Below are 24,418 nucleotides of genomic sequence, written 5' to 3' on the forward strand. Positions count from 1 at the left end.
ATCAGCGCGGCAGGTTGGAACTGCCCGTCAGATGCATGTCGATCGCGCGGGCAGCCTGACGCCCCTCGCGGATCGCCCAGACCACGAGCGACTGGCCGCGACGAACGTCGCCGGCGGCGAACACGCCATCCACGCTGGTCTTGTACTCGTTGGTGTCGGCCAGGACGTTGCCGCGCTTGTCGCGGGCGATCTCGGAGGCCAGCTCCTTGAGGTAGGTGCCCTCGAGCGGTCCGGCAAAGCCGATGGCGATCAGCACCAGTTCGGCACGCAGGATGAACTCGCTGCCGGGGATCGGCACGCGCTTCTCGTCCACGCGGGCGCATTTGACGCCGGTCACGTGTCCGTCCTCGCCCACGATCTCCAGCGTCGCGGCCGCGAACTCGCGGTCCGCGCCCTCGGCCTGGGAGGAGGAGGTGCGCATCTTCGTCGGCCAGTATGGCCAGACGTTGAGCTTGTCTTCCATTTCCGGCGGGCGCTGGCGGATGTCGAGCTGGGTCACCGACAGGGCGCCCTGACGGAACGAGGTGCCGACGCAGTCGGACGCGGTGTCGCCACCGCCGATCACGACCACATGCTTGCCGCCGGCCCAGAAGGGCTGCTCGGCGGACACGTCCTCGCCGCCGACGCGGCGGTTCTGCTGGACGAGGAAGGGCATGGCGTACATGCAGCCGGCGAGATCCTGGCCGGGAAGCTCGGGATCGCGCGGACGCTCGGCGCCGCAGGTGAGCAGCACCGCGTCATGACGGTGCCGCAGCTCGTCCACGGTGACGTTGACGCCGACGTCGGCGCCATAGTGGAAGACGACGCCCTCGCCCTCCATCTGCTCGACGCGCCGGTCGATGTAGTGCTTTTCCATCTTGAAGTCGGGGATGCCGTAGCGCATCAGCCCGCCGGCCTTCACGTCACGCTCGTAGACGTGAACCGTGTGGCCCGCGCGCGCCAGCTGCTGTGCCGCGGCAAGGCCGGCGGGGCCGGACCCGACGATGGCAACGGTCTTGCCGGTGCGGAACGGCGCCGGCTCGGGCTTGATCCAGCCGGACTCCCACGCCTTGTCGGCGATCGCCTGCTCCACCGTCTTGATGGCGACGGGAACGTCCTCGAGGTTCAGCGTGCAGGCTTCCTCGCAGGGCGCGGGGCAGATGCGGCCGGTGAACTCCGGGAAATTGTTCGTCGAATGCAGGTTGCGCGCGGCCTCTTCCCAGTCGTGGTTGTAGACCAGATCGTTCCAGTCGGGGATCTGGTTGTTGACCGGACAGCCGACGGGGCCGTGGCAATAGGGGATGCCACAGTCCATGCAACGGGCCGCCTGCCGCTCGACTTCCTTGTCCTCGAGCGGCAGCGTGAATTCCTTGAAATGGCGGATGCGGTCGGAGGCCGGCTGGTACTTCTGTTCCTGCCGGTCGATCTCCAGGAAACCGGTGACCTTTCCCATATCGTCCTCTCCCTTACTCGGCCGCCACCAGGCCGAGCCGCTTTTCTTCCATTTCCTTCAGCGCGCGGCGGTACTCCACCGGCATCACCTTGACGAACTTCGGTCGGAATTCGTCCCACTTGTCGAGGATCTCCTGCGCCCAGGCGGATCCGGTGTGCTCGATGTGGTTGGCGATGATCTGCCGCAGGCGTTCGTCGTCGTGGCGGGTCATGTCGGCCGACAGGTCGACGCGTCCCTTGTGTTCGATGTCGCCGCCATGGTGATGCAGCTTCTCCAGGAGGTCGTCCTCCTCCGGGACCGGCTCGATGTCGACCATGGCCAGATTACAGCGCGAGCGGAACGAATTGTCCTCGTCCAGCACATAGGCCACGCCGCCGGACATGCCAGCCGCGAAGTTGCGGCCCGTCCAGCCGAGCACCACGACGACGCCGCCGGTCATGTACTCGCAGCCGTGGTCGCCCACGCCCTCGACCACGGCGATCGCGCCGGAGTTTCGCACGGCGAAACGCTCGCCCGCGACGCCCCGGATGTAGCACTCGCCCTCGGTCGCACCGTAGAGAACGGTGTTGCCGGCGATGATCGAGTAATCGGGATCCGCCGCGCTCTTCGGGTTCGGGCGGATGACGAGCTTGCCGCCCGCCAGGCCCTTGCCGACATAGTCGTTGGCGTCGCCCTCGAGCGTCACCGAAATGCCGCGGGTGAGGAAGGCGCCGAACGCCTGGCCGGCGGTGCCGGTGAGGCGGATGTCGATGGTGCCGTCCTTAAGACCCTTGTGGCCATAGCGCCGCGCGACCTCGCCCGACAGCATGGCGCCAGCGGAACGGTCGACGTTGTGGATCGTCTCCTCGATGACGACCGGCTCGCGGTTCTCGAGCGCGGGCGCGGCCGCCTTGATGAGCCGCCGGTCGAGGATGTCGTCGATCGGATGCACCTGGCGCTCGGTCCAGCGGCGGGCGTCATCCGCGACGTCCGGCACATGGAACATGCGCGAGAAGTCGAGGCCGCGTGCCTTCCAGTGACCGACGGTGGCCGACCGGTCGAGCAGGTCGGCGCGACCGACCAGGTCCTCGAAGCGGGCGATGCCCATGGCGGCCATCATCTCGCGCACTTCCTCGGCGACGAAGAAGAAGTAGTTCACCACATGCTCCGGCGCGCCCTTGAAGCGCTTGCGCAGCACCGGGTCCTGTGTGGCGATGCCGACCGGGCAGGTGTTCAGGTGGCACTTGCGCATCATGATGCAGCCGGCCGCGATCAGCGGGGCGGTGGAGAAGCCGAACTCGTCGGCGCCCAGAAGCGCGCCGATGATCACGTCACGGCCGGTCTTCAGGCCGCCATCGACCTGCAGCGCAACGCGCGAGCGCAGTCCGTTGAGCACCAGCGTCTGCTGGGTCTCGGCCAGACCGATCTCCCAGGGGCTGCCGGCATGCTTGATGGAGGTCAGGGGCGAGGCGCCCGTGCCGCCGTCGTAGCCGGAGACGGTGATGTGGTCGGCGCGTGCCTTCGCAACGCCGGCCGCGACCGTACCCACGCCGACCTCTGAAACGAGCTTGACCGAGATGTCGGCCGCCGGGTTGACGTTCTTCAGATCGTAGATCAGCTGGGCCAGATCCTCGATCGAGTAGATGTCATGGTGCGGCGGCGGCGAGATCAGGCCCACGCCCTGGGTGGAGTGACGCACCTTGGCGATGACCGCGTCGACCTTGTGGCCGGGAAGCTGGCCGCCCTCGCCGGGCTTGGCGCCCTGGGCCACCTTGATCTGGATCATGTCGGCGTTGACCAGATAGTCGGTGGTCACGCCGAAGCGGCCCGAGGCCACCTGCTTGATCGCCGAACGCATCGGATTCATGCCGCCGTCGGGCAGCGGGTTGTAGCGCTCGGGCTCCTCGCCGCCCTCGCCGGTGTTCGACTTGCCGCCGATCTCGTTCATGGCGATGGCGAGCGTCGAATGCGCCTCGCGCGAGATCGAGCCGAAGGACATGGCGCCGGTGGAGAAGCGCTTGACGATCTCCGCCGCGGGCTCGACCTCCTCGAGCGGGATCGGCTTGCGACCCGCTTCCCCGGCGTCCTTGATGCGGAACAGTCCGCGAATGGTGAAGCGGCCGTTCTCCTCGTTCGTCTCGCGGGCGAACTCGCGATACGTGTCCGGCAGGTTGCCGCGCACCGCGTGCTGGAGCGAGGCGATGCCGTCCGGCGTCCACATGTGGTTCTCGCCGCGCACGCGATAGGCGTATTCGCCGCCGACCTCGAGGGAGCGGCGCAGCACCGGGACGTCCGCGAAGGCGATGCGGTGACGGTTTGTCGTCTCCTCGGCGACCTCGGACAGGCCGATGCCCTCGATGGAGGTGGCGGTGCCGAAGAAATAGGCGTCGACGAAGTCGCTCGACAGGCCGACCGCATCGAAGATCTGCGCGCCGCAATAGGACTGGTAGGTCGAGATGCCCATCTTGGACATGACCTTCAGGATGCCCTTGTCGATCGACTTGATGTAGCGATAGACGACCTCGTCAGCGTCGACCTCCTCGGGGAAGTCGAGCTCGGCGTGCAGCTGGAGCAGTGTCTCGAAGGCGAGATACGGATTGATCGCCTCGGCGCCGTAGCCGGCCAGGACGCAGAAGTGATGCACCTCGCGCGCCTCGCCGGTCTCCACCACGAGGCCGACCGAGGTACGCAGCCCCTTGCGGATCAGGTGGTGGTGCACGGCCGCCGTCGCGAGCAGCGCCGGGATCGGGATGCGCGCGCGGCTGACCAGCCGGTCGGACAGGATGATGATGTTGTAGCCGTTGTGCACGGCGCGTTCGGCGTTGGCGCACAGGCTTTCCAGCGCCTCGCGCATGCCGCCGGCACCGCGCTCGACGTCATAGGTGATGTCGAGGGTCTTGGCCGAGAACTGGTTGTCGGCGGTGTCGCCGATGGTGCGGATCTTCTCCAGGTCGTCGTTGGCCAGGATCGGCTGGCGCACCTCGAGGCGCTTCGACGTGGCGAGGCCCTTGAGGTCGAACAGGTTCGGCCGCGGTCCGATGAAGGACACGAGGCTCATCACCAGCTCCTCGCGGATCGGATCGATCGGCGGATTGGTGACCTGGGCGAAGTTCTGCTTGAAATAGGTGTAGAGCAGCTTCGGCTTGTCGGAGAGCGCGGAAATCGGCGTGTCCGTGCCCATGGAGCCGATCGCCTCCTGGCCGACGGTGGCCATGGGCTGCATCAGCAGCTTGATGTCTTCCTGGCTGTAGCCGAAGGCCTGCTGGCGGTCGAGCAGCGTTTCCGCGGCGACCGGCGCGCGACCGCGCACCGGAGGCATGTCCTCCAGAACGATCTGGGTGCGGTGCAGCCAGTCCTTGTAGGGGTTGGCGATCGACAGCTCGCGCTTGATCTCGTCGTCGGAGATGATGCGGCCTTCCTCGAGGTCGATGAGCAGCATCTTGCCCGGCTGGAGGCGCCACTTGCGGATGATCCGCTCCTCGGGCACCGGCAGCACGCCGACCTCCGACGACATGATGACCATGTCCTCGTCGGTGATGATGTAGCGGGCCGGACGCAGGCCGTTGCGGTCCAGCGTCGCGCCGATCTGGCGGCCGTCCGTGAAGGCCACGGCGGCGGGGCCGTCCCACGGCTCCATCAGGGCCGCGTGATACTCGTAGAAGGCGCGCAGGTTGTCGTCCATGAGCGGGTTGCCCGCCCAGGCCTCGGGAATGAGCATCATGGCCGCGTGGGCGAGCGAGTAGCCGCCCTGAACCAGGAACTCCAGCGCATTGTCGAAACAGGCGGTGTCCGACTGGCCCTCGTAGGAGATCGGCCACAGCTTGGAGATGTCCTCGCCGAAGTGCGGAGAGGACACCGACGCCTGACGGGCGGCCATCCAGTTGACGTTGCCGCGCAGCGTGTTGATCTCGCCATTGTGGGCGACCATCCGGTAGGGATGGGCGAGATCCCACGACGGGAAGGTGTTGGTGGAAAACCGCTGGTGCACGAGCGCGAGCGCGGAGGTGAAGCGCGGATCCTTCAGGTCATTGTAGTAGGCGCCCAGCTGGTAGGCCAGGAACATGCCCTTGTAGACCAGCGTGCGGCTGGACAGCGACACGATGTAGAAGCCCGACTTGACCGCATCGGTCTCGGCGCGCACGGCGTTGGAGATCACCTTGCGCAGCACGAACAGGCGGCGCTCGAAATCATCCGGCGTCTCGCAGTTGCGGCAGGCGATGAACACCTGGCGCGAGACCGGCTCGGTCGCGGCGATGTCCGGGGCCTTGGACAGCGAGGAATTGTCGACCGGCACATCGCGCCAGCCCAGGAACTCCTGGCCTTCCTGCTCGATGACGCGCTCGATGATCTCCTCGCAGCGCCGGCGCAGGCTTGCGTCCTGCGGCAGGAAGAGGAAGCCGACGCCGTAGCGGCCGCGCTCCGGCAGGGTGATGCCGAGGCCCTTCGCTTCCTCGACGAGGAAGTCGTGCGGAATCTGCACCAGCATTCCGGCACCGTCGCCCATCAGCGGGTCGGCGCCGACGGCGCCACGGTGGGTGAGGTTCTCCAGGACCTGGAGACCGTCGGAAACGATGCGGTGGGAGGCCTGCCCCTTCAGGTGGGCGACGAAGCCGACGCCGCAGGCATCGTGCTCGCGGTCGGCACGATAAAGGCCCTCGCGGCCAGCGGTCTCGCGGCGGGTCGCCAGATCCGTCGTCGCGGGCGTTTTGGAAAGGGGGGCCGCCGTCGGAGCGGCCATATGGTCCAGCCCCTCGATCATCGCGTCGGTCTTGCTCATCACTTCCCTCTCCTTATTCACCGGTCAGCGGAGCGTCCTTCTCCGTTCGGGTCGCGCCTTGTCTCGTCCCGAGACGCGCGGCTCGTGCGGCGAACAGGCTACTGCCCCGACGCTGACCACTTGAAGCGACCCGCCCTCCGGTTCCTTTCCGGCGCGGGATGCGGTCCCGCGAGCGTCTCGCCTCGATGTACCCCAACCGGCGGTGCCCGCCGGGCAGTCCGGACCATATGGTCCGCGTTTCGTCCGGCCCGCCCCGGTTCCCGCCTTCCGGCGGGCCCGATGCCGTCCTGCCACGAGCTGCAGGGCCAGTCTATCATAGCCGGGACCATGACACGTGTGTGAGGTCCCGGCAGGAACCTCACCCTTTCCCGCCTTCGCGTTCCGTCCTGCCTGGCCCCTGACCGCGTCCGGCTGGACGGGCGGGCCGACGGACCGGAGCCGGGGGGAAGCCGGCGAACCGAGAACGACGGGCGTGCCTGGCGCTCCGGGTGCCTTTTTCCGGAGCTGCATCGGGTCGCCTGCGGGCGCGGATTTCCGCGATCGGGCAGGCACGATGCCGGGCTTTCGCTTAATAGGACAGTAAGGCTGTCCTATCGAGCGGAGGCGAACAATGCCAGATTTCGGCACCAGGGGCAAGACGCTTTGCGAGGGGTGCGGCATTGTTTCTTGCGTGAAAGGTTGGAGATTTGTCACAATCGGCAAGAGGGCGAGCTTCGCGGGCAATATTCTGTCCGCGGGCGTTCGGACGGCAAAATGGGACCTTGCAAGCGTGCCTTGGCTTTGCCTAGATCCTGCCATGATCTTTGCCAGCGACAACTGGGCAGGTGCCTCGCAGCCGGTAATGGATGCGCTCGCCGCCAACAACACGGATTTCGCCGCCGCCTATGGCCGCGATCCGCTCACCGATCGTGTGACCGAACGTCTCGCAGAGATGTTCGAGAGGCCGGTCGAGGTCTATTTCACCGCGACGGGAACCGCCGCCAACGCGCTGTCGATGGCTGCCTGCGCGCGGCCCGGCGGGCTGGTGCTGACCAGCGAGACCGCGCATGTCTACTGCGACGAGTGGGGCGCGGCGGAGTTTTTCACCCACGGAATGAAGATGGTGCCGCTGCCCACCGTGGCCGGCAAGATCACGCCGGACGGCGTGGCGGGTGTGCTCGACGCCAACCCGGAGGGCAGCCGCTTCGGCCGTCCGGTCGCCCTCAGCCTGACCCAGGCGAGCGAGTGCGGCACGGTCTACACTCCCGAGGAGGTGCGGGCGCTTACCGGAATTGCCGCGTCGCGCGATCTGGTCTGCCACATGGATGGTGCACGCTTCGCCAACGCGCTGGTCTCACTCGGCGCGACGCCGGCCGAGGTGACGTGGAAGGCGGGGATCGACGTCCTGTCCTTCGGCGGCACCAAGAACGGATGCTGGTGCGCCGAGGCGGTGGTCGTCTTCAACCCGGACCGCCTGCCGGATCTCGTCACGCACCGCTCGCGCTCCGGGCATCTGTTTTCAAAGTCCCGGTTCGTCGCCGCCCAGTTCGACGGCTATCTGGCGAACGGTCACTGGCGCGAGCTTGCCACCCATGCCAATGCCATGGCGGCACGTCTTGGCGAGGGGCTTGCGGCGGCCGGTCACCGGCTGGCGTATCCCGTCGAGGCGAACGAGGTGTTTCCCGTGCTCGACACGGCGAGCGCCGAGCGGCTGCGCGCCGCCGGTGCCCGGTTCTATGAATGGTCGCGGGAAGGTTGCGCGCCGGACGAGGCGATCATGCGGCTGGTGACGAGTTTCGCCACGCCGCAGGACAGCGTCGACCGGTTTCTGGCGCATCTGTAATCCGCCGTGTGCGGTCACAACTTGTGAAAAAGGCGCCAACCGGGATCCGGTCGGCGCCTTTCGCTTGTTGAAGGCACTTGAGGGATTGTCCGGCGGCCGGAGGGAGGAACGGCCACCGGAGCGCGGGCGCGAGGCCCGCGCGGGTCAGTTCACGGTGCTTTCGATCTGCGGCGTCGAATCGACGGACCCGTTGGAGATCTCGATCTTGCGAGGCTTCATGGCCTCCGGGATCTCGCGGGACAGGTCGATGTGGAGCAGGCCGTTCTCAAGGCTAGCGCCCTTCACCTCGACAAAGTCGGCGAGCTGGAAACGGCGCTCGAAGGCGCGCGCGGCGATACCGCGATACAGTACCTCGCCCGTCTCGGTCTCGTTGCCGCGCTCGCCCTTGACGGTAAGCGCGTGCTCCTTGGCCTCGATCGACAGGTCCTTCTCGCCGAACCCGGCCACCGCCATGGTGATGCGGTAGGTGTTCTCGCCCGTTCGCTCGATGTTGTACGGCGGGTAGCTCGGCGTGTCCTGGGCCGAGTTGTCGAGCATGGAGAAGAGACGGTCGAAGCCGACGGTGGAACGATAGAGGGGGCTGAAATCAAGATGACGCATCGTTTTGTCCTCTCTTTGAGCAACAGGTGATGTCTGGCGGGCCGTCCTGGACCTGTCCTGCAGGCTGGCCGCCACCATGGGCCGGCCGGATCGTCCGCCTTGTCGCGGACCCGTCATTGGCGTCCGCTGTCCAAGAGGTGGTGAGCCCCGGGGGGGCTTTCAAGACCCTCGCGAACCGCTCGAAACGGTGTCCGCCGGGCGGCTCGCGGGGAGAGGGGCCGGCGGATGAACGCAGGCTGAACGGTCCTTTCCGGAGAAGTTCAGCCGCTGCTTGTCATTGTCCTTCCATCGAGCGGCGCACCGACGCCGGAAACGGGAGACAAGACCATGATGAAGACCAAGACCTTCTTCGCCGCCGTCCTGATCGGCGCCACCCTGTCCGCTCCTGCCGCCCAGGCGCTTGATTCGCGCGTCGGCCAGGCCGGCCGGGCCGCCGCCCCTGCAGCCACCACCACGGCGACCGCCGACGTGCAGCTGATCGGCGGGCGGCACTGGCGGGGCGGCCGCCACTGGGGTGGCCATCGCTACGAGCGGCTGCGTCCGCGTCAGATCAAGCGCCGGCTCGCCCGTCACGGCTTCCGCCACATGCGCGGCATGAGGATGCGCGGCGACGTCTATGTCCTGCAGGCGCGGGGTCCGCGCGGCGTCAAGCAGCGCCTTGTGGTCGACGCCTATTCGGGCCGCGTCGTCGGGCGCACCGTCATTGGCGGGCGCTGGGGTGGGCGCTGGGGCCATGGTCCGCGCCGCTGGCACTGACCGTTCGGAACCGGACAGGCGGGACCGAGTTGGAGGGCGTGCGCCGGAGTTGAGCCGGCGGCGCCCTTCCGCTATGAGAAACAGATGGTCCCGCGCGCAGTCAGGCTCCCTGGAGCGGCGCAGCGGGTTTGCCGTTTTTCAAGGGATCCCGGTGGTGCGCAGCGAACTCCTCGACGTTCCCGGAAACCCCGTCCCCGAAGGCGCCGTGTGCGAGGTCATCGAGACCCGGGACCGGGTCCGCCTCCGGACGGCGCGCTGGATGCCCGAGCCGGGACGACTGCGGGGCACGGTCACCCTGTTGCAGGGGCGGGCGGAGTTCATCGAGAAATACTTCGAGACGATTTCCGACCTGCGGGCGCGCGGTTTTGCCGTCGTGACCTTCGACTGGAGGGGGCAGGGCGGTTCCCAGCGCCTGACGCGCAATTCCCGGCGCGGACACGTGAGCGACATGTCGCGCTTCGTCACCGACCTCGAAACGGTTCTGGACAAGGTCACCCTCGCTTCCATGCCCGGGCCCCACTATGCACTTGCCCATTCGACGGGGGGCCTGGTGCTTCTGCTGGGCGGTGCAAGACTGCGCACCCGGTTCGAGCGGGCCGTGGTGACGTCGCCGCTGATCGGTCTCGGCCCCGTGGGGCTCAGCCAGCCGGTGGTCTGCCGGCTGTCGAACCTGTTGGCCCGCATCGGGTTTTCACGCGCCTTCGTGCCCGGCGGCCGCGGCAGGCTGCGCTTCTCCTTCGAGGGCAATCCCCTTACCTCGGACGAACGGCGTTTCCGCCGCAGCGACGCGATCGTGACCGAGGCGCCCGATCTCGAGATCGGGGCGCCCACCATCGGCTGGCTGGCCGCGGCCTGTCGTGCCATGAACAAGGTTCTGGGACGTGATTTCGGACCGGCCTACCGCCTGCCCACGCTGGTGATCGCGGCGGGGCAGGACCGGATCGTCTCGCCCCGGGCGGCGGAGAGATTCGTGCGTCAGACCCGCGTCACGAGCTTCCTGGAAATCGCGGGAGCGCGGCACGAGTTGCTGATGGAGGACGATCTCTATCGGGACCAGACGCTTGCCGCCTTCGACGCCTTCGTCGACGACAGCGAGCCGGTGGCGACGCCCGTGCGCATGGCGGCGGGGGAAGAGATTTCCTGACGCTTCCCGTGCGCGCGCCTCAGCCGGAGACGCCGGCGAGGCGCGTCAGCATCTCCTCATGCAGGCGCGGGTCGCCGGAGGCGATGATGTGGCCGCCGTCGGCCGGCGAGCCGCCCGTCCAGGTGGTGATGATGCCGCCGGCACCCTCGACGATCGGGGCGAGGGCAACGATGTCGTAGGGCTGAAGGCCGGTCTCGATGACGAGATCCGCCTGGCCGGCCGCGACCATGGCATAGCCGTAGCAGTCGGTGCCGAAGCGCGCCGTGCGCACGCGGCCCTCGATCTCCTCATACGCCTCGCGCTGCGCTCCGGTGAAGAGACCGGGGTGGGTGGTGCAGAAGATCGCATCCTCGAGGCGTTCGCAGGGGCGCGTCCTGAGCGGGATTGCCGCGCCGTCGCGGTGGCGCCACCAGGCCTTCTCGCGGTCGCCATAGAAGCGCTCGCCAACGTGGGGCTGGTCCATCACGCCGAAGACGGGAACGCCCTGGTGCTTGAGGCCGATGAGCGTGCCCCAGGTCGGCAGGCCGCAGATGAAGGCGCGCGTCCCGTCGATGGGATCGAGAACCCAGACGTCGTCGGCGTCGAGGCGGACATTGCCGTGCTCCTCGCCGAGAATTCCATGGTCGGGATAGGTCGTTTCGATCAGCGCGCGAATGGCCGTTTCGGCGGCGCGATCGGCGACCGTGACCGGATCGAAGCCCTCGCTCAGCTTGTTGTCGATTGCCGCGATGCGGCGGAAGTGGGGGGCGATCGCCGCTCCCGAGGCTTCGGCCAGACGATCGGCAAAGGCGACAAGTTCGGCTGTCGACGGCATGGCTTTCCATCCTCCAGTTCTCGGTTCGCGCCCGGTGGCGCGACGCGGCAGGCGTCCCGTTCTTCGTATCGAGGTTCAGCGCGTGGGTGTAGGACGGGATGACGGCGCTGTCGACCGCTAAGAGCCGGCGGTTTGTTTAAACCGATTTGATTAGTCAATCCGTTGAGATCAAAACAGTTTTCCAGAAAGCGTTGAGCCGGCTGCCGAAAACCCGTGTTTTCGCCTTGACTTTTGTGCGTTGCGATGTGATCTTGTTGCAGTGCGATATGGCTTGTCCATGTCGCGCCGCCCTCCTTGGGCGTTTCCTCCCTAGACTCGGGCCGCCTCGTCAGAGAGCGGCCCTTTTTTCTGCCGCGCTTCCGACACCCGAAAACGGTCCCGACGGCTCCGGAAATCCGTTTCCCGACAGCCACTTGCGCGATTTTCGAGTGATGGGACTACTCGGCCGCGAGCGCGTCCGGATAGAATTCCTGGTCGGGAATGGCCACCAGTGCATCTGCGAAACGTGTGAGGTCCTGTACCAGGTTCTCGAACCCGGGACCGCGCAGCGTCAGGCCCTCGTCCATGTAGAGACCGCGATTGATCTCGATCTGGAGCGCATGCAGCCCTTTCAGCGGACGGCCGTAGTGTTCCGTGATGAAGCCGCCCGCGTAGGGCTTGTTGCGGCTGACGCGATAGCCAAGCCCGGTGAGGATCTCGGCCGCCGCATCGATCAGGCCGACGGCGCAACTCGTGCCGTAACGGTCGCCCAGGATGAAGTCCGGCCGCTGGCCGGTGTCCGCGCCGCGCACCGCCGAGGGCATCGAGTGGCAGTCGATCAGCACCGCGTATCCGAAGGCCACGTGAGTTTGCGCCAGAAGCCGGCGCAGGGTCTGGTGGTAGGGCTTGTAGAGCGTTTCGATGCGTTCGAGCGCCTCGCTCACCGGGATCCGGCTGCGGTAGATCTCCTGATGCTCGCCGACGATGCGGGCGATCGTGCCGAGCCCGCCCGCGACGCGAAGCGAGCGGATGTTGGCGTAGGAGGGCAGCCGGTCCTCGTACATCTTGGGGTCGAGTTCGTAGGGTTCCCGGTTCACGTCGAGATAGGCGCGCGGAAAGCGGGCGCGCAGCAGTGGCGCGCCCAGGCGCATCACCGGCTCGAAGAGTTCATCGACGAAAGCGTCCTCCGAGCGGCGGATCGCGTTGCTGTCGAGCCGGGAGGCATCGAGGAAGGGCAGCGGGTAGTGCCTGCCCGAGTGGGGGGAGTTGAAGACGAAGGGGACGCGCTGCTCGGCGGGCTGCAGGATCTCGAAGGGCTCGACGTCCGCAAATCCGCTGACCACCTGCATGTCCGAAATTCCTCATCGACGTCCGGCGCCGTCCGTGTTCAAGATGCTGTCAATGCGGAACGACCTGACTATTTGCCCCGGAATCGGGGCCGATGTCCACAAGCCGGGCCTGCAAAGGGGACGGACGGGGCCTCCGCGTCGGGTTTCACTGGATGTTTACCGGCTCACCGCCTTATAAGCGGGGCTCGGGATTGTGCCAAAACGGGAATGGCGGAACGGCCCGCCCGAGCGCCCCGGGCGCGGGCAAAATCCTCCGGTCGCACGCCGAGGCACATGGAACGCGATCGGATCGGACACGGGTGACGGGCAGGCGCCGCCCCCCGTGTTGATGCATATGCGGCGCTGCTGAGCACGGACGGAACACATGGCACGAATCCTACTTGCGGAAGACGACAACGACATGCGTCGCTTCCTGGCGAAGGCCTTGCAGAAGGCCGGCTACGACGTCGTTTCCTTCGACAATGGCAAGAGTGCCTATGAGCGACTGCGCGAGGAGCCCTTCTCCCTCTTGCTGACGGACATCGTCATGCCGGAGATGGACGGCATCGAGCTTGCCCGGCGGGCGACTCAGCTCGACCCGGACCTCAAGGTCATGTTCATCACCGGGTTTGCGGCGGTGGCCCTGAACCCGGACAGCCAGGCCCCGAAGGACGCCAAGGTCCTGTCGAAGCCGTTTCACCTCAAGGATCTGGTCTCCGAAGTCGAGCGGATGCTCGTCGCCTGACGCCGGCCCGCGCCGCCTGCCGCGACGCAGGCGGGTTTTCCACTGTCCGCACCCCGGGGCGGTGGATGGCAAAATTGTTTGCGGCAGGGGCTTGCACCGCCAAATCAATCCCGCTATATCGCTTGCCACCGCCGCCGGGCAGCCGGCGACTTTCCGAATTCCTTCGCTTCCTCATGGGACTTCCAGACGGACGCGATGCCGATTTATCGGGTTCGGGCGTGTAGCTCAGCGGGAGAGCACTACGTTGACATCGTAGGGGTCACAGGTTCAATCCCTGTCACGCCCACCATTTTTCCGCCATCCCCCGGTCCTCGTGGCCAGATGGCGGTCCGGCCGGACCGCTGGTCGGGATCGTGTTGCGCCGCGCTTGGTCAGTCACAGCGCGCGCCGGTCCCAACGGCAATCCGGCCGATACCGGTCTCACGGCCTTCGGGCCATGTCCGGTAAACAAGCTGCGCCTCGGCGCGACATGGACTGACGGGCCGCCGCCCGGTACCGTCAACGGAGACTGGAACGATGAAGATCAAGAACTCGCTCAAGGCGCTGATGGGCCGTCATCGCGACAACCGCATGGTCCGCCGCAAGGGTCGCGTCTACATCATCAACAAGAAGGCCCCGCGCTTCAAGGCCCGCCAGGGCTGAAGGCTGGCCGTCCTCGCGACGGCCTTTGCGCAGGCGCATTCTCCGAAAAGTCATTGACGACCGCGTAGGGCAATCCATATTGCCGTTATGCGGTCGTTTTTCGTGTTTGCTCTCACTTGTTCCCTGTCCGCCTCCGCGCTCGCGCAGGAGGGCGGAAGCGGCGTCCTGCCGCCGGAGGCAACTCCGCCGTCGATGGATGACCTCGACGCGCCGACCACCGAGGTCGAGCCGCCCGGCGGGCCGGCCCCGGCGATCACCCCGCAGGACGGGGACAGTGCCTCCGATCTCGATCGCCTCTTTCAGGAACTTGCCGACGCTCCGGACGCCAGGAGCGCGCTTCCGGTCGTCGCGCGCATCCAGCGTATCTGGATGACCTCCGGCAGCGCGACGGTCGATCTCCTGATGCGTCGTTCCGCGCTCGCCATCAAGGGCCAGCAGCTCGGCCTCGCGCTCGATCTGGCCGACATGGTGGTGCGTTTCGCGCCCGACTATGCGGAGGGCTACAACCGCCGCGCCACGATCCACTATCTCAACGGCGACTTCGGCGCGGCGATCAAGGACATCGAGCGCGTGCTGGCGCTCGAGCCGCGTCACTGGGGCGCCATGTCGGGGCTGGGCATCATCCTGCGCAGGCTGGACAGGGAGGACGAGGCGCTCGTGACCTTCCAGGAGGTGCTCAGGCTCAACCCTCACGCGCAGAACGCGCTCAAGGCCGTCGAGGCGCTCGACAAGAAGGCCGAGGGGCAGGGCATCTAGCCGGGCCCGCCGGTCGTATACCCGGATGACGCCCTTCCCGGTTTTCACGGATTCAATCGGACATGCGCATGATCATTGGTGTCGGAGCGGGCATACTCGTGCTCGCCGGTGTTTTCGGCGGGCTGGTTCTCAACGCACAGAGGCTCGGACGCGCCGCCGAGGCCGAGTACCCGCCGGTCGGCTCGTTTCGCGAGGTCGATGGGCAGCGCGTGCATTTCGTCGACGCAATGCCGGATGGATGGCGTGCCGGCGATCCGGTCGTCGTCTTCGTCCACGGAGCGAGCGGGAACCTGCGTGATCCCCGCCTTGCGCTGGAGGACAGTCTCGCGGACGGCGGCTGGCGCCGGATCTATGTTGACCGGCCGGGCCATGGCTACAGCGAGCGGGGCGGCGACGACATGTATCGCCCCAAGCGCCAGGCCGAGGTCATCGCGGGGCTGCTCGAACAACTGGGTATCGAACGGGCCGTTGCCGTGGGACATTCCTGGGGTGGAGCGGTTGTCGCGCAGATGGCGCTCGTGGCGCCCGAACGTGTCGGCGGTCTCGTGTTTCTCGCGCCTGCCACCCATCCGTGGCCGGGCGGTGTGAACTGGTACTACGACGCGACCGCAGCGCCCGTGGCGGGCCAGGTGTTCGCGCAGGCGATTGCTCCGACCTTCGCGAGCCTCGTCGCTCCGCAGGCCGTCAAGGGCGTTTTCGAACCGGAAGCCGCCCCGCGAGGCTATGGCGAGAAGATCGGGCTCCCGCTGCTTTTCCGGCCAGACACCTTTCGTGCCAATGCCATGGATGTCGCCATGCTGAAGGAGGAGGTCCGCGCCGCGCGCCCGTCCTACGGCCGCATCCTGCAGCCGGCCGCGATCGTCACCGGCGATGCGGATACGGTTGTGCTCCCCGAGATCCATTCGGCTGGCCTGGCGCGCGATCTGCCCAACGCGTGGCGTGTCGACCTGGCCGGAGCCGGGCACATGCCCCATCACACGCGCACGGACGAGGTCCTCACGGAAATCGGGAAGGTCGTCGATCTGGTGTTCCCGTCCGCCGGGCGTGCCATGTCCGAGGCAAGGGCGGACATGAAAAAGGCGGCGGGTGATCCCGCCGCCGTTTCAGGCCTGAATGATCGGGTCGGGCCGGGCGAATAGCCCACCGCCCCACAACAGGGTGCGGGGCTCAGATGCCGCCGCGCCCCTCGCTGCCGACAAAGGCGATGCGCAGCATGTTGGTCGATCCGGGGGTGCCGAAGGGCACGCCGGCGGTCGTGATGATGCGCTGGCCGGGCTTGGCGAGCTCTTCCTGATAGGAGATCTGGCAGGCGCGGTTGACCATGTCGCTCTCGTCGCGGGCATCGTCGGAGACGACGCAGTGCAGGCCCCAGGCGATGGCGAGCCGCCGGGCGGTCGAGAGCACCGGGGAAATCACGATGATCGGAACGGCGGGGCGCTCGCGCGCGGCGCGGAAGCCGGTCGTGCCCGAGGTCGTGTAGCAGACCACGGCCGCCAGGTTGAGCGTCTCGGCGATCTGGCGCGCGGCGGCGGCGATCGCGTCGGAGCCGGTCGGCTCCGGCTCGGGACGCTGGGCCTGGATGATGCCGCGATAGGTCGGATCCTGTTCCACCTGGCAGGCGATGCGGTCCATGGTCTCGACTGCCTCGACCGGGAACTTGCCCGCCGCCGATTCCGCGCTGAGCATGACCGCGTCGGCGCCCTCGAACACCGCCGTGGCGACGTCGGAGACCTCGGCGCGGGTGGGCACCGGCGACGTGATCATGGATTCCAGCATCTGGGTCGCGACGACTACGGGCTTTCCGGCCCGTCGGCAGGCGCGCACGATCTGCTTCTGGAGACCGGGAACCTGCTCGAGCGGCATCTCGACGCCCAGGTCGCCACGCGCGACCATCAGCGCGTCGGACAGGTCGATGATCTCGGGCAGGCGCTCGATGGCCTGGGGCTTCTCGATCTTGGCCATGATGCCGGCCTTGCCACGGGTCACCTTGCGGACCTCGGCGAGATCGTCGGCGCGCTGGATGAACGACAGCGCGATCCAGTCCGCCCCGGCGGCCAGCGCCGCGTCCAGGTCCTTGCGGTCCTTGTCGGTCAGTGCGCCGACCGGGATCTCGGTGTCGGGAACGCTCACGCCCTTGCGGTTGGAGATCTTGCCGCCGACCTCGACCACGGTGACCGCATGGGTCTTGTCGCAGGAGGTCACGCGCAGGCGGATCTTGCCGTCATCGACGAGAAGCCGGTGGCCGGGCTCGAGCGCCTCGAGGATCTCGCGATGGGGCAGATGGACACGGGTGACGTCGCCGGCGGCCGTGTCGCTGTCGAGCGTGAAGGTGGCGCCGTTCTCGAGCATCGCCGAATCCTCGGCGAAGGTGCCGACGCGCAGCTTCGGCCCCTGCAGGTCGGCCAGAATGCCGATCGGGCGGCCGACCTTCTCCTCGACGCCGCGAATCATCTCGACCAGCGCGTTCAGGCGCGCGTGATCGGTATGGCTCATGTTGATGCGGAAAACGTCGGCGCCTGCGCGGTGAAGCTTCTCTATGATGGCGGGGTCGGACGAGGAGGGGCCAAGAGTTGCCAGAATCTTCACTCGTCTATTGCGTTTCATTGCCCGCCTGTCCCTGCTTGCACCGGTTCCGTCAGCTGCACTGTCCAGCTGCTCTGTTCGCCGGTATCGATTTCGAAAAAGCCCGTGCGCTCGTAGCCGCGCGCGACGCAGTCCTCGATCCCCTTGATCGTGAACTCCTTCTCGCGCGTGCACATGAAAGCGCGGCCGCCCCACTCGCCGAACTGGTCGTAGTCAACGGCATAGATGTAATAGAAACGTGACACGAGCCCGCCGGCGACCAGCGTTTCACAGGTGTTTGCCGGCAGGTTCCACCAGCCTTCCGTGACCCAGTCGTTGTCCTCGCGGTAGCCGATCGCGACACCGACCTGGCTTTCGGTCTTGTTGCACAGCCGCAGTTCGGCGGCGGCGGGTGTCGCTGTCACGATGCTGAGGGGCAGGGTCGCCAGAAGCGCGGCCACGAGTGTCCATGCCGTCCATCGGGGAGATGGCCGAGCGTTCGAACGGTCTTTGCTGGAGCGCCGTAGCCAGGCGGCTTTTTTCATCATTCGAATACTCGTGCCGCAGTCCCCGCGCGGCATCTTATGGCTGACCGGCTTCCGGCTTGTCAATGATGACAGCCCGGAAGTCGTTGACATTGGTATGGGTCGGACCGGGTCTCAACAAATCATCGAGGGCGGCGAAGAAACCCGTGCTGTCGTTTCTCGCCAGAAATGAGGCCGCATCATGACCCAGCGCGCGGGCACGGGCAAGGGTCGCCGGGAGAACGAAGGCCCCGGCCGGATCATCGGCGGAGCCCGCGCCGCCGTCGGTTCCGTCCGTGTCGCCGGCAACCGCACGGATGCCCGGATGTCCGTCGAGCGCCAGCGCCAGTGCCAGGGCGTACTCCTGGTTCGGGCCGCCGCGTCCGTCGCCCCGGATCGTCACGGTGAGTTCGCCGCCGGACAGGAGCACGGCCCGGCGTCCGGTCTTTGCCAGTTCCCTTGCCCGCGCGGCGTGATCGGCCGCGACATCGCGTGCCTCGCCCTCGAGACTGTCTCCGAGCATGATCGGTTCGTAGCCCGCCTCCCGTGCGACCGTGGCTGCGGCTTCGAGCGAGATCGCCGGGCGGGCGACGATCTCGAAGGAGGTGCCTTCAAACACCGGATCGCCGGGCTTCGGCGTTTCGTTGGCGGGATCGTCGAGCGCCTTGACGATGCTCGCCGGGGCGTCCGGCGCGAAACGCTCCAGCAGTGCGCGCGCGTCGGCCAGCGTGCTGGCGTCGGAGAGCGTCGGGCCGGAGGCGATGGCGGTGGGTTCGTCGCGCGGCACGTCGGAAATGGCGAGGGTCGTGAGCCGGGCGCCTTGTCCGCGCGCGGCGGACAGGCGTCCTCCCTTGATGCGCGACAGGTGGCGGCGCAGCGTGTTGATCTGGTCGATGGTCGCGCCCGACCGCAGCAGGGTGCGCGTCAGGGCCTGCTTGTCGGAAGGCGTCACGCCCTCCACCGGAAGGCTCCAGTTGGCGGAGCCGCCGCCGGACAGAAGCACCACGATGTGGTCGCCGGCTCCCGCGCCGGCTGCGAGTTCGAGCGTTCGCGCGCTTGCCGTCATGCTGGCCTCGTCGGGAACCGGATGGCCTGCCTCCACGCAGGCGAGGTGGCGCAGGGGGCGTGCATAGCCGTGACGCGTCACGCAAAGACCGTCGAGGCGGGCGGGGTCGAGGCCGAAGCGGTCGAGGTAGACCTGCTCGGCGACGGCGGTCATGGCGCCGGCAGCCTTGCCGGCGGCAAGCAGGATGATGCGTCCCGTTTCGCCGGGCTCAGGCAGCCGGGCCGGGAGGCAGGTTTCGGGGCGAGCGGCATCGACGGCGGCGGTGAAAAGGCGCTCCAGAAGGTCTTTTTGCTGCGTGTCCCTGTCCTGCACCCGGGTCTCCTCCAGTGTCTTTGTCGCTCTGTGTTTTTCGCTGACGGTCAGGTGTCGTGGACGCCTCCGATTCCGGTCAGGATGACCGTCCCGGCGTCGGGCCGCAAGGCGCCATGCGCCACAAGCCTTCAAGGGCTTTGCGGAAGCGGCTTGCGCGGGGCGCGCGGATATGCTGCATCCCCGGATGACGGTCGCGGTGGTCCGCCGGCCGCCTGTCACGGACAATTCATGCCCATGGTCACGACGATGCTTTCCGCCGACGGCCCGCTGCCGTCGTCTCCCTCTCCGGACGAGACGCCCTTCGAGATCATCGAGGGCGATGTCGCGTCCGGCCTGCTCTTCCTGTGCGACCATGCGTCCAACGCGCTGCCGGCGCGCTATGGCTCGCTGGGACTGCCGGAGGCGCAACTGCGCCGGCACATCGGATACGACATCGGGGCGCGTGGCCTGGCCCTGCTGCTGGCGCGCACCTTCGGGGCGCCCGCGGTGCTGACCACCTTTTCCCGCCTTCTGATCGACCCGAACCGGGGAGAGGATGACCCGACCCTCGTCATGCGGCTTTCCGACGGTGCGGTCGTGCCTGGAAACGCGCGTCATGACGCGGTCGAGCGCGCGGCCCGGCTGGAGGCGTTTCACCGGCCCTATCACCGCGCGATCGACGAGCGGATCGATACGGCTATCGAGGCGGGGCATCCTCCGGCGATCGTCTCGATCCACAGTTTCACCGATGTCTGGCGCGGTGTCCCGCGTCCCTGGGAGGCGGGGATCCTGTGGGACAGCGATCCGCGTTTCGCCGTGCCGCTGATCGCGGCGCTGGCACGGGACCCGGCCCTGACCATTGGCGACAACGAGCCCTATGACGGGGCGCTCAAGAACGATTGCATGTACCGGCACGGAACGGCGCGCGGTCTCGCGCATGCGCTCATCGAGGTGCGGCAGGACCTGATCGGGGACGATGCCGGCATAGGGGGCTGGGCCGCGCGGCTGGAGGTGGCGCTACGTCAGGTCCTTGCCAGCGCGCCGGGGCTGCACGACATTCGCCCGCATGGATCGCGCTGCGACTGACACCGACAGGCGGCGCGAACTGACGACCCGAACGACCCGAACGAAACTGGCGACAGGAGACGGACATGTCCGAAAAGAGCGAGATGGACCCGGCAACGCGCACCGAACTCGAGGCGGCGGCCTTCCGCCGGCTGGTTTCACATCTGCGCAACCGCACCGACGTGCAGAACATCGACATGATGAATCTCGCCGGCTTCTGCCGCAACTGCCTGTCCAACTGGTACAAGGACGCGGCCGACGAGCGTGGCCTCGACCTGGACAAGGAAGCGGCGCGGGAGATCGTCTACGGGATGCCCTATTCGCAGTGGAAGGCCGAGTACCAGCGCGAGGCGAGTGCCGAGCAGCAGGCCGCCTTCGAGAAGGCGCGGCCCAAGGAGTAGGGCGTGTTCCTCACGCAAGGTTTTCCAAGGCGGGCGGTGACGGTGTGAATAACGTTCCGTCTTCGTTCCGCCGCCTTGCATCGGCCCCGATTTGCGCGCAGGAAGAGGGATGAACTTGCGTGTCGGCGCCGGTCGCCGTCCGGGACCCGAAAACGCATCATCCGGCGGTCATCCCACCCAGTCGCAGTGATCCGAACTGCACCCATGAAGGAGACGAGTATCCATGTCTGATCCAGGCGCCGTTGCCGGCGACCAGCTCCGGGCCTTTGTCGAGCGCATCGAGCGTCTCGAGGAGGAGAAGAAGGTCATTTCCGACGATATCAAGGATGTCTACGCCGAGGCCAAGGGCACCGGTTTCGACGTCAAGATCCTGCGCAAGGTCATTTCCCTGCGCAAGAAGCAGCCGCATGAGCGCGAGGAGGAGGAAGCCGTTCTCGACCTCTACATGCAGGCGCTCGGGATGAACGGCCCGGCCTGACCGGGTCTACGGGGCCACACCCTGGGATCGAATGAAAACGGCGTGCGGGTCCTCCGCGCGCCGTTTTTTCATGCTTTTCGTGGTGTCGCGCGTGGGGCCTGCCGCAACGCAAAACGGCGCGCCACGGGGGCGCGCCGTTTACGTTTTGACAAATGCCTAGTGGCCTCAGAGCGACTTGACGATACCTTCGGTCATCTTCTTGGCGTCGCCGAAGAGCATCATGGTCTTGTCCAGGAAGAACAGCTCGTTCTGGATGCCGGCGTAGCCGGAACCCATGCCGCGCTTCACGAAGAGGACCGTGCCGGCCTTGTCGACGTCCAGGATCGGCATGCCGTAGATCGGCGAGGCCGGGTCGTCGCGCGCCGCCGGGTTGGTCACGTCGTTGGCGCCGATGACATAGACCACGTCGGCCTGCGAGAACTCGGAGTTGATGTCCTCCAGCTCGAAGACCTCGTCATAGGGCACCTGCGCCTCGGCCAGCAGCACGTTCATGTGGCCGGGCATGCGGCCCGCGACCGGATGAATGGCGTATTTGACCTCGACGCCTTCCTCCTTCAGCAGGTCCGCAAGCTCGCGCAGCGCGTGCTGGGCCTGGGCGACCGCCATGCCGTAACCCGGCACGATGATGACCTTGCCCGCGTTCTTCATGATGAAGGCCGCGTCCTCGGCGGAACCCTGCTTCACCGGGCGCTCCTCGGTCTGGCCGGCACCGCCGGCCGCGGCGCTGTCGCCGCCGAAACCGCCGAGAATGACCGAGATGAAGGAGCGGTTCATGCCCTTGCACATGATGTAGGACAGGATCGCGCCTGAGGAGCCGACGAGCGCGCCGACGACGATCAGTGCCAGGTTGCCCAGCGTGAAGCCGATGCCGGCCGCCGCCCAGCCCGAGTAGGAGTTCAGCATCGACACGACGACGGGCATGTCCGCGCCGCCGATCGGGACGATGATGAGACCGCCGAAGACGAGCGACAGGATCACGATCAGCCAGAACACAAGGTGGCTCTCGGTCTGCACGAAGACCGCGATCAGCAGCACGATCGCAGCCGCGATCGCGAGGTTGATCACATGGCGGGCGGGCAGAAGGATCGGCGCGCCGGACATGCGTCCGTCAAGCTTGGCGAAGGCGATGACCGAACCGGTGAAGGTGATCGCGCCGATGGCGACGCCAAGCGACATTTCGACCAGGCTGGCACCGTGAATGGAGCCGGCCTCGCCGATGCCGAAGGCCTGCGGTGCGTAGAGGGCGCCCGCCGCGACCATCACGGCGGCCATGCCGACCAGCGAGTGGAAGGCGGCCACGAGCTGCGGCATCGCGGTCATGGGAACGCGCTTGGCGATCACCGCGCCGGCACCGCCGCCGAGCACCAGACCGAGCACGATCAGGGCCAACCCGCCGAACCCGGGGGCGGCGGTCAGCAGCGTGGTGACGATGGCGATCGCCATGCCGGTCATGCCGAAGAAATTGCCCTGCCGCGACGTCTCCGGGCTGGAAAGCCCGCGCAGCGCCAGGATGAAGAGAACGGCCGAGATCACATAAAGGACGGCCGTGACATTGGCGGAAAGCATCAGGTCCGGCCTCCTTATTTCTGCTTCTTCTTGTACATGGCGAGCATCCGCTGGGTGACCAGGAAGCCACCGAAGATGTTGACGCTTGCCATGACAAGGGCGAGGAAACCGAAGCCGCGCGCAAGGCCCGCGCCCTCGGCGGCGAGGTCGACGCCGACCGCGAGCAGCGCGCCGACGACGATCACGCTCGAGATGGCGTTGGTGACCGACATGAGCGGCGTGTGCAGCGCCGGGGTCACCGACCACACGACGTAGTAGCCGACGAAGATCGCCAGCACGAAGATCGTGAGCTGGAAGACGAACGGATCGATCGCCCCGCCGGTTGCGGCGGACGCGGCGTGGGCGAGCGAGTTTCCAACGCCCCCCGCGACCTGGTCCGCGTAGCCCTGGGCCGCGTCCGCCGCCGCCTGGGCGGCGTCTGCGGCTTCGCGGGCGGTTTCCGCCGCCGCGCGGGCGCGCTCGAGCGCGTCACTGACTTTGAGGTCCGACATGTCGCTCCCCCTATTCGGACTTCGGCGCAAAGGCCGGATGGATCACGGCGCCGTCGTGGGACAGCGCGGTCGCCTTGACGAGTTCGTCCTCCCAGTTGAGGGCGATCGTCTTGGCTTCCTTGTCGATCATGGTCTCGGCGAAGGCCACCAGATTCTTGGCGTAGAGCGCCGAGGCGGAAGCCGCGATCCGGCCCGGGACATTGAGATGCCCGACGATCTTGACCTCGCCCGCCTTGGCGATCTTGCCGGGCTTGGCGCCCTCGACGTTGCCGCCACGCTCGACGGCGAGGTCGACGATGACCGATCCCGGCTTCATCGAGGCGACCATCTCCCTGGTGATGAGCCGCGGGGCCGGACGGCCCGGGATCAGCGCCGTGGTGATGACGATGTCCTGCTTGGCGATGTGGCTGGCGACGAGTTCGGCCTGCTTCTTCTTGTACTCGTCCGACATCTCCTTGGCGTAGCCGCCGGCGGTCTCGGCCTGCTTGAACTCGTCGTCCTCGACGGCGATGAACTTGGCGCCGAGCGATTCGACCTGCTCCTTGGCGGCCGGGCGCACGTCGGTCGCGCTGACCACGGCGCCGAGACGGCGGGCGGTCGCGATGGCCTGCAGGCCGGCGACACCGGCACCCATGACGAAGACGCGCGCGGCCGGCACGGTGCCGGCGGCGGTCATCATCATCGGCATGGCGCGGTCGTATTCGGCCGCGGCGTCGATGACGGCCTGGTAGCCGGCAAGGTTCGCCTGCGAGGACAGCACGTCCATGACCTGCGCACGGGTGATGCGGGGCATGAACTCCATGGCAAAGGAGGTCAGGCCGGCCTTGGCCATGGCCTCGACCTCGGCGTCGTTGCCGTAGGGGTCCATGGTGGCGATGACGATGGCGCCCTTCTTCATCAGGCCCATTTCGTCCGCGTTCGGACGGCGGACCTTGAGCACCATGTCGGCGTCGGCAAGCGTCGTCTTCGCGTCGGTGGCGATCTTCGCCCCGGCGGCCTCGTAGTCGGCGTCGAGAATGCGGGACTGGAGGCCCGCGTCCTTTTCAACGCTTACCTCGAAACCGAGGCTGACGAACTTCTTGACCGTATCCGGCGTTGCGGCGACGCGCGGTTCACCGGCCTCGCTCTCGCGCGGCACTGCGAGCTTCATCGGGATTGCCCTCCCAGGCTTTTGGTCTTCCGGCGGGTTCGGTAGTCAGG

The 24,418-nt window shown here is 67.2% G+C and carries 21 protein-coding genes and 1 tRNA gene; 11 read left to right on the forward strand and 11 right to left on the reverse strand.

Going from position 1 to position 24,418, the window contains the following annotated elements; translation table 11 throughout:
* Position 1: 1 nt before the first annotated feature.
* Positions 2-1,432, reverse strand: coding sequence for a glutamate synthase subunit beta (locus ACYX4S_RS00510; protein ID WP_476361486.1), 1,431 nt, complete (start codon positions 1,430-1,432; stop codon positions 2-4).
* Between the two features lie 13 nt (positions 1,433-1,445).
* Positions 1,446-6,188 carry a glutamate synthase large subunit gene (gene gltB, locus ACYX4S_RS00515; RefSeq protein WP_476361487.1) on the reverse strand — a complete coding sequence of 1,581 codons (4,743 nt, stop codon included), beginning with the start codon at positions 6,186-6,188 and terminating at the stop codon, positions 1,446-1,448.
* Positions 6,189-6,984: 796 nt separating this feature from the next.
* Between gltB and ACYX4S_RS00520 the strand changes: the two genes are divergently transcribed.
* On the forward strand, positions 6,985-8,010 hold the full coding sequence (locus ACYX4S_RS00520) for a threonine aldolase family protein (RefSeq protein ID WP_476361488.1): 1,026 nt from the start codon (positions 6,985-6,987) through the stop codon (positions 8,008-8,010).
* Between the two features lie 144 nt (positions 8,011-8,154).
* On the opposite strand, the gene ACYX4S_RS00525 is transcribed toward ACYX4S_RS00520, so the two are convergent.
* The gene (locus ACYX4S_RS00525; RefSeq protein ID WP_422069940.1) at positions 8,155-8,610 is read right to left on the reverse strand and encodes an Hsp20 family protein; all 456 of its coding nucleotides are present in this window, start codon (positions 8,608-8,610) and stop codon (positions 8,155-8,157) included.
* Between the two features lie 327 nt (positions 8,611-8,937).
* Between ACYX4S_RS00525 and ACYX4S_RS00530 the strand changes: the two genes are divergently transcribed.
* Positions 8,938-9,366 (forward strand): hypothetical protein, encoded by a 429-nt coding sequence (locus ACYX4S_RS00530; RefSeq protein WP_476361489.1) that lies wholly within the window; start codon positions 8,938-8,940, stop codon positions 9,364-9,366.
* Positions 9,367-9,520: 154 nt separating this feature from the next.
* Positions 9,521-10,510, forward strand: coding sequence for an alpha/beta fold hydrolase (locus tag ACYX4S_RS00535; RefSeq protein WP_476361490.1), 990 nt, complete (start codon positions 9,521-9,523; stop codon positions 10,508-10,510).
* Positions 10,511-10,529: 19 nt separating this feature from the next.
* Here ACYX4S_RS00535 and hisN read toward each other — a convergent pair whose 3' ends face one another.
* A complete protein-coding gene (gene hisN / locus ACYX4S_RS00540) occupies positions 10,530-11,324 on the reverse strand; it encodes a histidinol-phosphatase (protein WP_293722784.1) in 795 nt (264 codons plus the stop codon).
* 437 nt (positions 11,325-11,761) lie between these two features.
* Positions 11,762-12,652, reverse strand: coding sequence for an N-formylglutamate amidohydrolase (locus tag ACYX4S_RS00545; RefSeq protein ID WP_476361491.1), 891 nt, complete (start codon positions 12,650-12,652; stop codon positions 11,762-11,764).
* A gap of 364 nt (positions 12,653-13,016) precedes the next feature.
* Between ACYX4S_RS00545 and cpdR the strand changes: the two genes are divergently transcribed.
* The 5 genes from cpdR to ACYX4S_RS00570 all read left to right on the forward strand — a co-directional run bounded on the left by cpdR (position 13,017) and on the right by ACYX4S_RS00570 (position 15,913).
* Positions 13,017-13,376 (forward strand): cell cycle two-component system response regulator CpdR, encoded by a 360-nt coding sequence (cpdR, locus tag ACYX4S_RS00550; protein WP_293722786.1) that lies wholly within the window; start codon positions 13,017-13,019, stop codon positions 13,374-13,376.
* Positions 13,377-13,590: 214 nt separating this feature from the next.
* A tRNA-Val gene (locus ACYX4S_RS00555) sits at positions 13,591-13,665 on the forward strand.
* A gap of 227 nt (positions 13,666-13,892) precedes the next feature.
* Positions 13,893-14,018 (forward strand): type B 50S ribosomal protein L36, encoded by a 126-nt coding sequence (gene ykgO / locus ACYX4S_RS00560; protein WP_029059454.1) that lies wholly within the window; start codon positions 13,893-13,895, stop codon positions 14,016-14,018.
* Between the two features lie 102 nt (positions 14,019-14,120).
* Complete coding sequence (locus ACYX4S_RS00565; RefSeq protein ID WP_476361492.1) at positions 14,121-14,774, forward strand: tetratricopeptide repeat protein; 654 nt, start codon at positions 14,121-14,123, stop codon at positions 14,772-14,774.
* Positions 14,775-14,842: 68 nt separating this feature from the next.
* Positions 14,843-15,913 carry an alpha/beta fold hydrolase gene (locus ACYX4S_RS00570; RefSeq protein ID WP_476361493.1) on the forward strand — a complete coding sequence of 357 codons (1,071 nt, stop codon included), beginning with the start codon at positions 14,843-14,845 and terminating at the stop codon, positions 15,911-15,913.
* A gap of 28 nt (positions 15,914-15,941) precedes the next feature.
* On the opposite strand, the gene pyk is transcribed toward ACYX4S_RS00570, so the two are convergent.
* From pyk to ACYX4S_RS00585, 3 genes are read right to left on the reverse strand one after another with little or no spacing between them, the layout of a single operon-like run.
* Positions 15,942-17,378 carry a pyruvate kinase gene (gene pyk, locus ACYX4S_RS00575; protein WP_293722795.1) on the reverse strand — a complete coding sequence of 479 codons (1,437 nt, stop codon included), beginning with the start codon at positions 17,376-17,378 and terminating at the stop codon, positions 15,942-15,944.
* Entirely contained in the window at positions 17,375-17,884 is a 510-nt protein-coding gene (locus tag ACYX4S_RS00580; protein WP_293722796.1) for a DUF1036 domain-containing protein, read from the reverse strand. Before ACYX4S_RS00580 ends, pyk begins: the two co-directional genes overlap by 4 nt.
* A 34-nt stretch (positions 17,885-17,918) precedes the next feature.
* On the reverse strand, positions 17,919-19,238 hold the full coding sequence (locus ACYX4S_RS00585; RefSeq protein WP_476361494.1) for a glycerate kinase type-2 family protein: 1,320 nt from the start codon (positions 19,236-19,238) through the stop codon (positions 17,919-17,921).
* A 234-nt stretch (positions 19,239-19,472) separates the two neighbouring features.
* Here ACYX4S_RS00585 and ACYX4S_RS00590 point away from each other — a divergent pair, with 234 nt between their 5' ends.
* The 3 genes from ACYX4S_RS00590 (at position 19,473) to ACYX4S_RS00600 (ending at position 21,161) form a co-directional block, all read left to right on the forward strand.
* Positions 19,473-20,303: an N-formylglutamate amidohydrolase gene (locus ACYX4S_RS00590; RefSeq protein WP_476361495.1), complete on the forward strand. Its 831-nt coding sequence runs from the start codon at positions 19,473-19,475 to the stop codon at positions 20,301-20,303.
* 65 nt (positions 20,304-20,368) lie between these two features.
* Positions 20,369-20,683, forward strand: coding sequence for a DUF1244 domain-containing protein (locus tag ACYX4S_RS00595; protein WP_293722802.1), 315 nt, complete (start codon positions 20,369-20,371; stop codon positions 20,681-20,683).
* Between the two features lie 223 nt (positions 20,684-20,906).
* Positions 20,907-21,161, forward strand: a complete 255-nt coding sequence (locus tag ACYX4S_RS00600) for a DUF2312 domain-containing protein (RefSeq protein WP_293722803.1) — start codon at positions 20,907-20,909, stop codon at positions 21,159-21,161.
* 165 nt (positions 21,162-21,326) lie between these two features.
* Here the strand turns inward: ACYX4S_RS00600 and ACYX4S_RS00605 are convergent, their stop codons facing one another.
* From ACYX4S_RS00605 to ACYX4S_RS00615, 3 genes are read right to left on the reverse strand one after another with little or no spacing between them, the layout of a single operon-like run.
* Positions 21,327-22,727, reverse strand: a complete 1,401-nt coding sequence (locus ACYX4S_RS00605) for an NAD(P)(+) transhydrogenase (Re/Si-specific) subunit beta (RefSeq protein WP_293722805.1) — start codon at positions 22,725-22,727, stop codon at positions 21,327-21,329.
* 14 nt (positions 22,728-22,741) lie between these two features.
* Positions 22,742-23,218, reverse strand: coding sequence for a proton-translocating transhydrogenase family protein (locus tag ACYX4S_RS00610; RefSeq protein ID WP_293722807.1), 477 nt, complete (start codon positions 23,216-23,218; stop codon positions 22,742-22,744).
* 10 nt (positions 23,219-23,228) lie between these two features.
* The gene (locus ACYX4S_RS00615) at positions 23,229-24,368 is read right to left on the reverse strand and encodes a Re/Si-specific NAD(P)(+) transhydrogenase subunit alpha (RefSeq protein ID WP_476361496.1); all 1,140 of its coding nucleotides are present in this window, start codon (positions 24,366-24,368) and stop codon (positions 23,229-23,231) included.
* Between the last annotated feature and the right edge of the window lie 50 nt (positions 24,369-24,418).

The organism is Stappia sp. ABD4_338 (assembly GCF_056312175.1).